We start from the raw sequence: 14,030 nt of genomic DNA, 5'->3' as shown, positions 1-14,030 counted from the left end.
CTCCCATCATGGAGGACCGCTTCAAGAACCGGCAGGACGGCGTCGGATACCTGGATTTCGGTTTCGATCACCTCTTCATCGTCCCGGTCGAAGGCGGCACGCCCACGCAGGTGACGTCGGGCGACTTCCAGCACCAGAGCCCGGCCGCGTGGACCCCGGACGGCGCGAGCCTCGTCTTCTCGTCGAACCGGAACGAGGACTGGATCCACGACTACCGTAATTCCGAGCTCTACACCGTCTCGATCGCGACCGGTGAAGTGCGGGCGCTCACCGACCGCCCCGGACCCGACCGGAGTCCGGCCGTCTCTCCCGACGGGCGGCAGATCGCCTTCGTGGGCTACGAAGACCGCACGCGCACCTACCAGGTGAGCCGGCTCCAGGTGATGAACCTGGACGGGGGCGGGCAGCGCGTCCTCACGGCCAGTCTCGACCGCAGCGTCTCGAACCCCGTATGGGCCTCCGACGGGAGCGGGATCTACTTCCAGTACGACGACGAGGGGAACTCGAAGGTCGGTTTCGCCACGCTCGCCGGCGATCTGGAAGTGCTGGCCGAGGATCTGGGGGGCACGTCCTACGGGCGTCCGTACGGCGGCGGGTCCTTCAGCGTCGCCGACGACGGGAGCTTCGCGCTCAACCAGACCCGTCCCGAATCGCCGGGAGAGGTCGCTGTGGGCGCGAGGGGTCGCGGCGTGCGTCGCATCACGTCACTGAACGAGGACCTGCTCGCGAACCGGCAACTCGGGGAGGTCGAGGAGATCTGGTGGGATTCATCCTTCGACGACCGTCCCATCCAGGGGTGGATCGTGAAACCGCCCGACTTCGATCCGGCCCGGCGCTATCCCCTCATCCTCGAGATCCACGGGGGTCCGGTCTCGAACTACGGAGACCGCTTCTCGGCGGAGATGCAGCTCCTCGCCGCCGCGGGATACGTCGTCCTGTACGCGAACCCGCGCGGGAGCACGAGCTACGGCGAGGAGTTCGCGGACCTCCTCTATCACAACTACCCGGGGCAGGACTACGACGATCTCATCTCCGGCGTCGATGCGGTCATCGACCGGGGGTACATCGACGAGGACAACCTGTTCGTCACCGGAGGGAGCGCGGGCGGCATCATGACGGCGTGGATCGTCGGCAAGACGGACCGCTTCCGGGCCGCCGTCGCCCAGAAACCCGTCGTCAACTGGATCAGCAAGACGCTCACGGCGGATAACTGGTACGGCTACTACCACAGCCGCTACGAGGGTCTGCCGTGGGAGAACCCGGACCCGTACTGGGAGTTCTCTCCCATCTCGCTCGTGGGGAACGTGAACACGCCCACGATGATCATCACGGGGGAGGAGGATCTGCGGACGCCGCTGTCGGAGTCGTACCAGATGTTCCACGCGCTCAAGCTGCGCGGGATCGACACCGCCGTGATCCGGCTGCCGGGCGCATCGCACGACATGAGCCGCCGCCCGAGCCAGCTCATGGCCAAGATCGCGAACATCGTGGCGTGGTTCGACAAGTATCGGACGCCGCCCGCCACGAGTTGACGCCGCGGACCTGTCGTCGAACGCTGCCCCCGAACCCGGGAGATCACGCATGAGCGACGCCGGCCGGCCGCTGGCGGGAGTGCGCGTCCTTGCCCTCGAACAGTACATGTCCGCCCCCTACTGCTCGCTGCTGCTCGCGGACGCGGGGGCCGAGGTCATCAAGATCGAGCGCCCGGGCCTGGGGGATCCGCGCCGGTCCATTCCACCCTTCGTGGAGCGGAACGGCGTCCGCATGGGCGTCGGATTCATGGCGTACAACCGGAACAAGAAATCCCTCGCGCTCAACCTCAAGAGCGATGAGGGGCGCGATCTCTACCGTTCCCTCGTCTCGAAGTCCGATGTCGTGGTGGAGAACCTGCGGCCGGGGTCCGTCGACCGGATGGGTCTCGGGTACGAGGCGCTGGCCGAGCTGAACCCGGGACTCGTATACGCCGCCGTGTCGGGGTTCGGGCGACTACCCGGGCGCGAGGGCCCATACGGCGACTGGCCCTCGTTCGATGTCGTGGCGGAGGCGATGGGGGGCGTCATGCACATGATCGGCTTCGCCGACAAGCCGCCCTCGCCCTCGATCTACGGAATGCCGGACCTGTACGCGGGGATGGCGGCGGCGCACGGCGTCTCGATGGCGCTCTACCGGCGCACCATGACGGGAAAGGGCCAGTTCATCGACTCCGCCATGTACGACGGCGTGCTGTCGCTGAACGAGCGCATGGTGTCGCTCGCCGCCAACACGGGGGCGCGGCCGAGACGGGGCGATCCGCCCGGCTTCTACCCGCGCGGACCGATGCCGGTGAGCGACGGATACGTGGCCTTCACGATTCCCGACGACATCATGTGGCGCCGCTTCTGCCGCATGCTGGGACGCCCCGACCTGCTGGAGGATCCGCGCCTGGATTCCCCCGATGCCCGCACCGAGAACCGCGCGCTCCTCGACGAGGTCGTCCGGCCCGTGTTCGCCGAACTGACCCGCGACGAGGCGGTGCGCCGGCTCCAGGAGGTGGGCGTCCCCGCGGGGCCCGTGCAGACCTCCGACGATCTGCTCGAGTGCCCGCAACTCGAGGCGCGCGGCGTCCGGGTCGCCGTGGACTACGACGGACTCGGAGAACTCCAGTTCGTCCGCACCCCGCTCCTCACCTCCGACGCACCCGATGTGCCGGTGAACCCCGCGCCCACCCTGGGCCGCGACACGCGACAGATCCTCACCGGGATCCTCGACCTCTCCGACGCCGACGTCTCCCGACTGGCCGCGGAGGCCATCATCGGGACCGAATCGGGAAGGAGCGAGAAATGAGAGTATTTCAGCGCGGCGGGTCCGCCAGGTGGGTGGCGATGAGGGCACCGTGTTCGCGGCCGTTTTCGATGAAGATCCTGTTCGCGTTGAAGCCGGCGGCGATCACGCCCGCGATGTAGACGCCCGGCACCGTCGTCTCCATGGTCGCCGGGTCGTGGGCGGGGATGCCCGTGTCGGCATCCGTGGGGACGCCGAGGCTGGAGAGCAGGGCGGCGTCCGGTCGCCAACCCGTCATCGCCAGCACCCAGTCGTTCGCGACCTCGGTCTCTTCGCCCGATGCCTCATCGACGACCGTGGCCTTGCCCTGTCCGAGCCGGGCGACCCGGGAGTTCCAGTGCATCAGGATCTCCCCGCCCGCGATCCGGTTTTCGATGTCCGGCCGCACCCACGGCTTGACGCCCCGGTCCAGCGCGTCGGCGAAGTGGACCATCCGCACACGGACGCCGTTTCGGTACATGTCCAGCGCCGCCTCGACGGCGGAGTTTCCCCCGCCCACGACGATCACGTCCTGGTCGAAGAAGGGATACGGTTCCCGGTAGTAGTGGACGACGCGGTCGTGCGGGCTGTCTCCTTCGAACTCCAGCCGGTTCGGCTCTCCGAAACCTCCGGTGGCGATGACCACCGCCCGCGAGGCGATCCGCCGCTCGCGTCCGTCCCGTGTTCGGGTGTCGAGCGTGAAGGCGCCCGCCTCGCGGTGGACAGCCGTGACCTCCTCGTACTGGCGGACGTCGATGCCGTGGTGAGAGACGACCTGCCGGTAGTAGGCGAGCGCGTCGCGGCGGGTGGGTTTCGGCTCCGGAATCGTGAACGGCACGCCGCCGATCTCCAACAGCTCCGCCGTCGAGAAGAACATCATGTAGGAAGGGTAGTGGGTCAGCGACTCGGTGATGCACCCGCGGTCGAGGATGGCGTAGCTCAGCCCGCGCTGCTTCACGGCGACGGCCGCCGCCAGCCCGCACGGGCCGGCCCCGACGATGGTCACGTCAAGCGGTTCGGTCTCGGCGCTGGAGTCCGGTGTCGTCCGCACTGTCACCCGCGTTTCTCCGGAGGATTCGTGAGCGCGGGATGGTAATCGTTCGGCCGGGAACGGGGAACCGATCGGGGCGCTTGACCCCCCGCACGTCTGGCGTGAGGTTCGCGGAGACTCCCAAGCCCGAAGGAGGCAGGCAATGAGCGCGCCGAAGACTGCATCCCCCCCGAACCCGTCCGCGACCGAAGCGGACGTCGACGAGGCCGCGATCCGGCGGGCGCGCGTCGACTTTGCGGCGGTGCACCGGATCATCGTGCACGAGAACATGCACGAAGGCACTTGGAACCACCTCAGTTGCAAGGTGCCGGGCAGGCCGGGGCACCTGCTGATTTCGCCCGGACGAACGCATTTCTCGCGGGTGACGGCCAGCAATCTCGTCGAGGTGAATGCCGACGGGCGTTCGGTGGGCGGCGAAGGGCGGCTCAACGTGAGCGCATGGGCGATCCATGCACCCATTCAGCGCGCTCGGCCCGACATCGTGTGCGCGCTGCACGTCCACCCTCCCTTCAGCACGGCGCTCGCCTCGGTCGACGGTTGGACGTTCGATGAGCGGGGCAGCCAGAACGCGGCGATCTTCTACGGGAACTGTGCGTACTTCGGGTACGAGGGGATCGTGACGGAGGCGGACGAAGGTGAGCGCATGGTCGAGGCCCTGGGCGACAAGCGCGTCCTCTTCCTCGCGAACCACGGGGTGCTCGTCGTCGGCGACACGATCGAGAAGACGATGCTGTGGCTCTACCAGCTCGAGCGCGCGTGCATGAACGAGATGCTGGCGCTTCAGTCGGGCGGGAAGATCCGCCCGGTTCCCGTCGAGGCCGCGCGATACAATGCCGCCCTGTCCGTCTACGCCGTGGGCGAGGCCGGCTATCTCGACGGCATGAAGGACGTGCTGGACGCGGGAGGGCACGACTACGCCACCTGACGCTGGTCAGAGTTGCTGCAGGGCGCGGCCCGCGATGTGGTGCCCGATGGCCAGGCAGGCGGTGGCCGCCGGGGAGGGGGCGTTGAGCACGTTCACGACCCCCGGCCCTTCCCGAATCACGAAGTCGTGGATCAGGGCGCCATCCGTGTCCACGGCCTGCGCGCGGATGCCGGAGCGCCATGCCTCGAGGTCGCGCACTTCGAGTGCGGGAAGCATCGCGCGCGCCTTGCGTACGACCGAGCGCCGGTCCAGCGAGCGCCACTGCTCCTCGACGGCGGTCCGCCAGTGGGCCTGCGCCAGGCGCCGGAAACCGCGGTAGCTCAACGCTTCGAGGGCGTCGGGCAGGCGGGCCGAGAGGCGGCCGTAGGCCTCCCGGCCCCAGGCCCAGACCGCGTTCGGTCCGAGTTCCACGCGTCCCGCGACGTTCCGGGTGAAGTGGACGCCGAGATGGGGAAGCCGCGGGTCCGGCACCGGATAGATGTGGCCCCGTACGAGCCCGGCGGCGGTTTCCGACAGGCCCCAGTACTCCCCCCGGAAGGGCAGAATCTTGAGATCGGGTTCGTGCCCCAGGATCCGCATCACGCGGTCGACGTGCAGCCCGGCGCAGTTGACGACGACTTTGGCGGCGATGTCGCCCGGGGGGCCGGCGAGCACGGTGCGGCGCCCGGAGCGGCGGGCTTCCCGCACCTCGAAGCCTGCGCGGATCGGGTGGCCGTCGCGGGAAAGATCCGCCGCGAAGGCCCGCGCCACGTCACCGAAGTCGACCGCCCCGGTGGCGGGTACGTGGAGCGCCTCCACGCCGCGCGCGTGCGGTTCGATCTCCGCGATTCCGCCGGGGCCGATCCGCTGCATGGCCACGCCGTTCGCCGTCCCGCGCCGCTCGAGTTCGGCGAGGGCCGTGAGCTGATCGCGCGAAGTGGCGACGACGATCTTGCCGGTGCGCGTGGTCGGAATGCCTCGCTCGGCGCAGTAGCGAAACAGCCGCTCGGCACCCTCCGTGCACAGCCGCGCCTTGAGCGACCCCGGCGCGTAGTACAGCCCGGCGTGGATGACGCCGCTGTTTCGCCCCGTCTGGTGCGCCGCGACCTCCGGCTCTTTCTCGAGCACGGTGAGCGAGAGATCCGGCCGGGCCCGCCGGATCGCGTCGGCCGTGGCAAGCCCGACGATGCCGCCCCCGATGACGGCGATGTCGAGCGGTTTCGTCATCGACCGCCCGTGTCAGCCTCCGCTCCGACCACGCACTCGGGAGTCTCGCCGCGCACCCACGCGGCGAGCATCTGCCACTCGGGGTCATCCATCGTGTCCCAGCGACGGGGGCCGCCGTGGAAATAGTCGCCGCCCGCCGCCGGGTGGAGGGGATGCGTGAGGAGTCGGCTCATCATTGGCTCGCCGGGCTCCACGTAGCGGCGCGTGATCGCGAAGTTGCCGCGCGACTCTTCCTGGTTCCAGAAGTCGCGATCCTCGGGGATGTGCCGCGCGAAGCCGCGCGCCCCGGTCTCATGACAGTGGATGCACTCCACGTCGCCCGGGCGCTTGTCGAGGTACATCTTCTGGACGCAGTCGCGGAAGAAGTCGAAGTCGAGCCGTGGCGGCGCGGGGCGCTCCACCGGGTCGGCCGCCGCGACCCAATCGGCCATGGCCCGCCATTCCGGATCCGATTTCGACTCGAAGAACTTCCCGCCCACGTGGAGCGGGGCGCCGCCGGCCGGCACCGTGAGCGTCTTCCTGAGGAGGCGGCTGCCATCGGGGTCGCCCGGCGTGACGAGGCGGGACACGACCTCGAAGTTCCGGCGGGAGTCCGCCTCCGACCAGTACACTTCGCCATCGTCCGTCTCGCGAAGCCGCTGAAGCCGCAGCGGCGTGCCCTGCTCGGCATGGCAGGTGACGCACGGAGCCCGTCCCGGCCCCCATCCGCCGCGGTCCGCGAGGAAGATGGGCTCGATGGCCTCGCGGTAGCGCTCGAAGTCAAGCGGCTCCTGGCCTGCCACACCGCCGGCGCCGGAAGCTGACGCCATCCACGCCAGGGTGACCGCTGCCACGTACCGCCCGAACGCCGCGCGCTTCCGCGCCGGGTTCGCGCGGCTCACGGGAACACCACCGTCTTGTTGCGCTTCGGCGTCTGGCCGACCGGGATGCGGGCGATCTCCTTCATCTCCTTCGTGTCGACGACGGAGACATCGTTCGAGCCCGCGTTCGCCACGTACAGGTAGCGGCTGTCCGGCGTCATCGTGAGCCAGTCGGGGATGTGGCCGACCTCGACCCCGCCCAGGTACTCGAGGTCCGGCAGCGACCACGCGTAGACGTGCCCGTTGGGTTTGCTCGTGGACCAGAGCTGCCGTCCGTCCGGCGACATGAAGACGTTGTGCACCGTTCCCCGCGTGGGAATCGATTTGACGACCTCGCCCTTCTCCAGGTCCACGATGTCGACGCAACGGCAGTCCTGGATGATCGCGACGTACACCTTCCGGCCGTCCTTGCTGATCGCGACGTTGTGCGGGCGCCCCGAGAGCGGGATCCGCTCCACGACCTTCATGACGTCCGTGGGGACGATCTCCAGCGTGCGGTCGATCTCGTTGCTGAAGTAGAGCGTCCCGCCATCCGGCGCCGCGGCGACACCGTGCGCCTTGGGAATCCCGTCGATCACCTGCACGACCTTGTTCGTGGCCGGATCGATGATGTGGACGTTGTCCCCCGCCGAGTTCGTCTGAACGATCCGTAGCTTCCCCTCCTGCGCCGCCACGGCGGTGGCGGAGGAGAGCGCGAGGGCGAGAAGGCCCTGGACGATGGCCGCTGGAGAGTGGGCGCGGCAGGGCCGGAAGAGGCGTTTCATCGTGAACCTCCGAAGTTCGCGAGAATCTTCCCAACGGTACGGTCCGGCAGTCGCGCCGGTCCATACCCCGAGGAGCCCCGGCTCAGCCGTTCGGCGGCATGACGATGTCGTCCGCGCCGAGGAAATCGGCGAGGTCGGCGACCGCGGCGTTCAGCCCGGTCGTGAAATGCGCGGTTGGGGCGAAGCCCGACTCGAGGTGCAAGGCGCGGATTTCGAGCACGCCGCGGTCGCGGTGCAGCTTCGGGTCGAGCCGGCCCACGAGCCGGCCGTCGTGCAGGATGGGCAGGACGTAGTAGCCGTACTTCCGCTTCTTCGCCGGGACGTAGATCTCGACGGTGTAGTGAAAGTCCAGGAGTTCGGCGGCGCGCTTCCGCTGCCAGAGGAGGGAATCGAAGGGGCAGATGAGCGTCGTCCCCGCGGGCTCCGGGAGTCGGTTAATGCCGTCGAGGTGTTCGGGCAGGGCGTAGCACGGTCCCCGCAGTCCTTCCACCCCGACCTCGACGATCCGTTTTTTCCGCAGGTTGCGGGCGATCGCTCGCCGCCGCTCCGCCGCGTTCAGTTCCGGTCCGGTGAAGTAGTTGACGAGGTGCCGCTCCGGGGCGATGCCGCAGCCCGAAAGCCCGACGAGGAGCCAGCTGTCGCGGTACTCCGCGAGCGTTGCGGCCGGCCCGTCGGGGTACACCCGTTCCGCCACGTCATAGACGCAGCGGAAGTGGCGCCGCCCCGTCACCGCGACCCGTCCGTCGTGCCACAGCAGCTTGAGCGAGCGCTTGTCCTCCTTCAGGCGCCACGCGAGCGAGTCCGTCTTCTCCTCGCGTTCGGCCGGCTGCGGCTGGAAGTCGACGCTCTCCAGCGGTCCTTCCGCGCGCAGACGCCGCAGCACACGCCGCTTCGACGCCGTCGACGTCGCGTATCGGCTCCACCACGCGCGCCCCGACCAGCTCTCGGGCGGGAACCGTCGCATGCGCCGCCGCCCGAGCGGAAGATGGGAGATGGGAAGGATCGAGGCTTCGTGCCCCCAGTACTCGTACGCGAGGCGGTCCCGATACACCCAGCGGTCCACGTCCGCGCGGTCGTAGGAGCCGAACCGGCTCCAGAGGGTCAGGTAATGGGCCCGGTCCACCACGTTCACGCTGTCGAGTTGAAGCGCGCCCGTCCGCGTTAGATGGTCGACGAAGGCCGCCGGGGCGAGCGGGCTCGACCCCCGCGGCCGGTCGAGCCCCTGGCGGTGCAGCCACAATCGGGTGGCCGCCTCCCGGGTGAACTTCGGATGGCCCCGGCGGGCCCCGCTCACGCCGCCGCGGCGCGGTTCCGGGTCGCGGCCCGGCGGCTCAGCGGCTCTCGTCCTCGGCCGCGACCGCTTCCGATCCCAGGTGCTTCCGGAACCAGGTCAGGATCCGCTCCGACACGTCCATGACGAACTTGGGTTCGCGCGGCCCGTGCGGCGTGCGCGGGTACACGACCATCTCCGTCGGCACGCCGCGGCGGTCGAGGGCGCGGTAGAACTCCTGCCCCTGCGTGAAGGGGACGCGCAGGTCCTCGGCCCCGTGAATCACCTGCGTCGGCGTGACCACGTTCGCGATGTGGTACATTGCCGAGTGCCGCTCGTAGCGCTCGTAGTCCTCCCAGAACTCGACCCCCATGTGGCCCACGAGGTAGTCCTGGATGTCCGTCGTCGTCGTCATCGAAACCAGGTTCGGGAGTCCGGCCCCCATGCTCGCCGCCACGAAGCGGTCGGTCTGGGTGACCGCCCACGACGTCATGTAGCCGCCGTAGCTCCAGCCCATGAGGAGGAGGCGGTCAGGGTCCGCCACCCCCATGTCGATCACGTGGTCGACCCCCGACATGAGGTCGCGGAAGTCGCCGTAGCCCCAGTCCTGGAAGTTGGCGTAGCGGAAGTCCTTCCCGTAGCCGGTCGAGCCGCGGGGGTTCGGGCGCAGGATCGCGAAGCCCTCCTGGGCGAAGTACTGGAGCATGTACGCGGCCGGACTGCCGGTGAAGCTCTGGCTGAAGACGCCCGCCGGCCCGCCGTGCACGTTCAGGATGAGCGGCACGCGCTCGCCCTCCTCGTAGTCCACGGGGTAGGTGAGGAGCCCCTCGATCTCGAATCCTTCGGTGGACGTCCAGGAGACGAGTTGGGTACGCCCCATCTCCGGGCGCGGCACGTCGGCATGCACATCCGACACCCGCTGCGGCGAGTACCCGTTGGTGGGCGACACGAAGACGTCCCACGGTTCCTCGGGGGTCTGCCACGTGAAGGCCATGCGGCTCGCGTCGTCGGTGAGCGCGACGGAGCCGACGACGCCATCCCCGTAGGAGACGAAACGCATCTCGCCGCCATCGGCAGGCACGGCCAGCACGTGCCTGCGCGTGCCGAGCGATTCGAGGAGGAGCAGTTCGGAGGAGTCCCCCGACCAGCCGAGCACGGACGCGCTCCGGTTCGGGGTGTCCAGTCGCCGGGCCTCTCCACCCCCCGCCGGCATGACATATACGTCACCGAGTCCGATCGGCTCCGGTTGATTCCCGGTCGACACGTAGGCGATCCAGGCGCCGTCCGGCGACCAGTGCGGGCTCCGCTCGATCCCCGCCCCGCCCACGAGGAGCGCGATCTCTCCGACCGCGGCCGGACCGGTGTCGCCGCCTTCGGCCGGTTCTTCGTCGTCGTCTCCCTCGGCTTCCCGCGCGGCCAGGATTTCACTGATCTCCGCTGCGTCAGGGACGGTCGTCGTGGAGAGATCTCCGCTCAGCCGCCCCGTATTGATACGGGGATCGACCTGGTGCGCGAACACGATCCTCTCCCCGTCCGGCGCCCAGCCGAATCCGGTGATATGGAAGTCGCCGTGGGTGAGCCGAACCGGCGTCGCGGGCTCGTCCGACGCCGCGTTGACGGCGGCCACGTACAGGTGCGCGAACTTGTAGTTCCGGTCGACGAGAATCACGTCCCGCTTTTCCTCCCGCGCCTTCTTCTCGTCCGCGGTCGGCGGATCCCGCATGAGGAAGGCGATCCGCGTCCCGTCGGGCGACCAGCGATACCCCGCCACCGATCCCTCCGCCTTCGTGAGCTGCCGCGCCTCGCCGCCCGCCATCGGCAGCGCCCACACCTGGCTGCCCGCCTCGCCCTCTCCGTCGCGGCCGGAGCTGAAACTCAGCCACGCGCCGTCGGGCGAGAACTGCGGCGCCCCCGCCGACGCCTCCCCACGCGTCCACTGCGCGGCCCCCGTCCCGTCCGCGTCCGTCATCCAGATGTGACTCCGATACTCCGACTGCGGTCCTTCCATCAGCGGCTCGCGCACCACGAAGGCGATGCGGGAGCCGTCGGGGGAGATCGCGGTGCCGGAGACCGCGCGGTACTGCATGCTCAGCGCCGGGGTCCACGCGTCGTCGGCCTGGGCGCGGGCTTCATGCGCCCCGAAGGATGCGGTCAGGATGAAGACCGCGGTCAGCGTGGGGACCCTCAGCGGGGTGCGGAGGAGGAAGGGCTGAGACAGAATGTTCCTGGACCCGGACATGTTCACACCTCTCGGTTCACCTGGCGTCGTTGCGTGCTCGCGCATCGCACCACGCCCCCAACATAGCGAACAGGCAACAAGCGAACAGGCGATAGATGTCCGAGACTCTGCAAGCCGCCGGCACCGCCGTTCCGGTGTCGGGATCCGAGCGCATCCATGCGATCGACGTGCTCCGCGGCGTCGCGGTGCTGGGCATCCTCATCGTCAACATCTGGAGCTTCGCCTGGGTCTCCGCGGCTTACCGGAATCCGTCCGCCGCCCCGGGCGGCGGCCTCGGGGCCACCGACCTCTGGATCTGGGCCGCGGTCAACGTCTTCGCGGACACGAAGTTCATCTCGATCTTCTCCCTCCTGTTCGGCGCGGGGATCGCGATGATGAGCGAGCGCATGGACCGTCGCGGCGTCCCGGGAGGCCGGCTGCACTATCGCCGCCAGTTCTGGCTCCTCGCGATCGGACTGCTTCACGCCTACGGGATCTGGCACGGAGACATCCTCGTCCCCTACGCCCTCTGCGGCTTCATCCTGTACGGGTTCCGCGACTGGGCGCCCCGCCGCCTGCTGTGGGCCGGGGGGTGTGCGGTCGGGATCGTCGTACTCGTTATGGGCCTCGCCCACTGGTCGATTCCGTACTGGCCCGCCGGGGAGCGGGCGGAGGTCGCGGCGCAGTGGGCGCCCGCGGCCGCGGAGATCAGGGTGGAGATCGAAGCGATGCGCGGGGGCTGGGCGCAGCAGATGCCCGTCCGCGCCTACTACGCCTTCCTCGTCGAGACCGTCGCCTTCGCGGGCTACCTCCTGTGGCGAGCGGGCGGGCTCATGCTCGTGGGCATGGCCCTTTACAAGCTGGGCGTGCTCTCGGCGACGTGGCCGGCCTCGTTCTACCGCCGGCTCGTCCTCTGGGGGCTCGGGCTCGGCCTGCCGCTCGCCGCCGCAGGGGTCTGGTACAACGTGGAGGCCGGGTTCGCCTGGGAGCAGTCGAAGCTCGGAGGGAGCCTCTTCAACTACGTCGGCTCCATCGGTGTCTTCCTTGGCTACGTGGGGTTGGTGATGCTCCTGGGTCGGAGCGGGCGCCTGTCTCGCGCCCGCGCGCGCCTGGCCGCCGTCGGTCGCATGGCGTTCACGAACTACATTGTCCAGAGCGTGCTGTGTTCGCTCATCTTCTACGGCCATGGGCTGGGCCTGTTCGAGCGGGTGGGGGGCGCGGCGTGCGTCGGCATCGTCGTGGCCATCTGGGCGCTCCAGCTGGCGTGGTCGCCGTGGTGGCTCGCCCGGTTCCGCTTCGGACCCCTGGAGTGGGTCTGGCGTACACTGTCCTACGGGAAGCGTCAGCCGCTGAGGATCGTGTGAGGACAAGGGCAGCCGAACGCGGAGCGGAACTGAACGCAGCATGGAACATGGAGGTTCGATGAAGGGGATCGGGGCTGGGATGCGGGCACTTCACGCGGCGGGGCCGGTCGCGCTGCTCATGCTTGTCCTCTCTCCGCTGGCCGCCCTGCCGTCCGTCGCGGGCTTCTCGCCCGCGGGCGGGCTGGCGGCGCAGGAAGAAGGTGAACGGGAAGCGCGGGAGGCGGCGGAAGCGGCCGAACTCGCGCGCCGCGATTCCCTGCGCAGGATCTTCGATCCGGCGGTCGCCTTCGAACCGCTTGATCTCCCCGAGCCCGGCGAGTTTCGGGATGCTGCCGGCGCGCCCGGCGAGGCCTACTGGCAGCAGCGGGCGGACTACCACATCAAGGTCACTCTCGTCGACGACCGCATCGAGGGCACGGAACGCATCACCTACACGAACAACAGTCCCGATTCGCTCGCGAGCCTGTGGGTGCAGCTCGACCAGAACCTCTTCCGCGAGACCAGCTACGGGGCGCTGAGAGCGGAGGAACTCGGCGGGGACGTTCGCCACGGCGGCTTCTTCAAGGACGGCGGTTTCGTGATCTCGGGGGTGCGCGCCGACCTCGGCGGCGAGATGACGGTCCCCGAGTACCGGACCGAGGACACGATGATGGAGATCCTCCTCGGCGAACCCCTCCCTCCGGGCGGGAGCCAGGTCGAGGTCGAGATCGACTTCGCGTTCGAGATCCCCGAGACGGGCGGCGACCGCATGGGGCAACTCGACATCCGGGGCGGGATCATCTATCAGCTCGCGCAATGGTACCCCCGCGTCTTCACCTACGACGACGTGAACGGGTGGAACCAGTCGCCCTTCCTGGGGCAGGGCGAATGGTACCTGGAGTACGGCGACTTCGATGTCGAACTCACCGTCCCGCGTGATTTCATCGTCGTCGCAACGGGAGAACTCCTCAATCCCGAGGAAGTCCTCACGCCGATGCAGCGCGAGCGGCTCGCCGAGGCGCGCCTCTCGGAGGAGGCCGTCCACATCATCGGGCCGGATGAAGCCGGAGAGGGCCACACGCGGCCACCCGGCGAAGCCCCGCTCACATGGCGCTTCCGCGCCGAGAACGTGCGCGACTTCGCGTGGGCTACCTCCGACCGCTTCGTCTGGGACGCCGCCGGCTGGGAGGACGTCCTCATCATGTCCGTCTACCCTGAGGAGAGCATCGGCGGACCCGTGGGCAGCGGCTGGGAACGCTCCACCGAATATCTCCGTCACAGCGTCCGGTACTATTCGGAGCAGTGGCTCCGCTATCCGTATCCCGTCGCGATCAATGTGGCCGGCCTCGCGCTCGGGATGGAGTATCCCATGATCGTCTTCTGTTCGTGGCGGTCCCGCGGCGCCTTCCTCTTCTCCGTCACGGACCACGAGATCGGACATACCTGGTTCCCGATGATCGTGGGTTCCGACGAGCGGCGGTACGCGTGGATGGATGAGGGGTTCAACACATTCATCAATTACTATTCCGGCATCGAATTCGCGGGCGGGGAGCCGATCCTGGGCCAGCTCATGTCCCCCGCCCAGATCGCGACG

At 69.0% G+C, this 14,030-nt stretch carries 11 protein-coding genes; 5 read left to right on the top strand and 6 right to left on the bottom strand.

All coding sequences use genetic code 11. From position 1 onward, the window contains the following. Both OXN85_03115 and OXN85_03110 read left to right on the top strand, forming a co-directional pair. Positions 1 to 1,532, top strand: a 1,532-nt coding sequence (locus tag OXN85_03115; GenBank protein MCY3598951.1) for a S9 family peptidase, incomplete at its 5' end; no start/stop codon positions are given. A gap of 49 nt (positions 1,533 to 1,581) precedes the next feature. Further along, complete coding sequence (locus tag OXN85_03110; protein ID MCY3598950.1) at positions 1,582 to 2,823, top strand: CoA transferase; 1,242 nt, start codon at positions 1,582 to 1,584, stop codon at positions 2,821 to 2,823. Between the two features lie 7 nt (positions 2,824 to 2,830). On the opposite strand, the gene OXN85_03105 is transcribed toward OXN85_03110, so the two are convergent. Beyond that, positions 2,831 to 3,856, bottom strand: coding sequence for a YpdA family putative bacillithiol disulfide reductase (locus tag OXN85_03105; GenBank protein ID MCY3598949.1), 1,026 nt, complete (start codon positions 3,854 to 3,856; stop codon positions 2,831 to 2,833). A gap of 136 nt (positions 3,857 to 3,992) precedes the next feature. Between OXN85_03105 and OXN85_03100 the strand changes: the two genes are divergently transcribed. Next, a complete protein-coding gene (locus OXN85_03100) occupies positions 3,993 to 4,775 on the top strand; it encodes a class II aldolase/adducin family protein (protein ID MCY3598948.1) in 783 nt (260 codons plus the stop codon). A gap of 6 nt (positions 4,776 to 4,781) precedes the next feature. Here the strand turns inward: OXN85_03100 and lhgO are convergent, their stop codons facing one another. The 5 genes from lhgO to OXN85_03075 all read right to left on the bottom strand — a co-directional run bounded on the left by lhgO (position 4,782) and on the right by OXN85_03075 (position 11,114). Next, positions 4,782 to 5,981 (bottom strand): L-2-hydroxyglutarate oxidase, encoded by a 1,200-nt coding sequence (gene lhgO / locus OXN85_03095; GenBank protein ID MCY3598947.1) that lies wholly within the window; start codon positions 5,979 to 5,981, stop codon positions 4,782 to 4,784. Continuing rightward, positions 5,978 to 6,862, bottom strand: coding sequence for a hypothetical protein (locus OXN85_03090; protein ID MCY3598946.1), 885 nt, complete (start codon positions 6,860 to 6,862; stop codon positions 5,978 to 5,980). The genes lhgO and OXN85_03090 overlap by 4 nt, the downstream gene beginning before the upstream one ends. Continuing rightward, positions 6,859 to 7,605 carry a hypothetical protein gene (locus OXN85_03085; protein ID MCY3598945.1) on the bottom strand — a complete coding sequence of 249 codons (747 nt, stop codon included), beginning with the start codon at positions 7,603 to 7,605 and terminating at the stop codon, positions 6,859 to 6,861. The genes OXN85_03090 and OXN85_03085 overlap by 4 nt, the downstream gene beginning before the upstream one ends. Before the next feature lie 82 nt (positions 7,606 to 7,687). Then, the gene (locus OXN85_03080; protein ID MCY3598944.1) at positions 7,688 to 8,899 is read right to left on the bottom strand and encodes a winged helix DNA-binding domain-containing protein; all 1,212 of its coding nucleotides are present in this window, start codon (positions 8,897 to 8,899) and stop codon (positions 7,688 to 7,690) included. A gap of 37 nt (positions 8,900 to 8,936) precedes the next feature. After that, a complete protein-coding gene (locus tag OXN85_03075; GenBank protein MCY3598943.1) occupies positions 8,937 to 11,114 on the bottom strand; it encodes a S9 family peptidase in 2,178 nt (725 codons plus the stop codon). A gap of 95 nt (positions 11,115 to 11,209) precedes the next feature. Between OXN85_03075 and OXN85_03070 the strand changes: the two genes are divergently transcribed. Both OXN85_03070 and OXN85_03065 read left to right on the top strand, forming a co-directional pair. Next, entirely contained in the window at positions 11,210 to 12,457 is a 1,248-nt protein-coding gene (locus OXN85_03070) for a DUF418 domain-containing protein (protein MCY3598942.1), read from the top strand. A gap of 58 nt (positions 12,458 to 12,515) precedes the next feature. After that, positions 12,516 to 14,030: hypothetical protein (locus tag OXN85_03065; protein MCY3598941.1), on the top strand; the 1,515-nt coding region annotated here is incomplete at its 3' end.

This window comes from Candidatus Palauibacter australiensis (assembly GCA_026705295.1).
Taxonomy (GTDB): domain Bacteria; phylum Gemmatimonadota; class Gemmatimonadetes; order Palauibacterales; family Palauibacteraceae; genus Palauibacter; species Palauibacter australiensis.
This window is presented reverse-complemented; position numbering and strand designations above follow the sequence as displayed.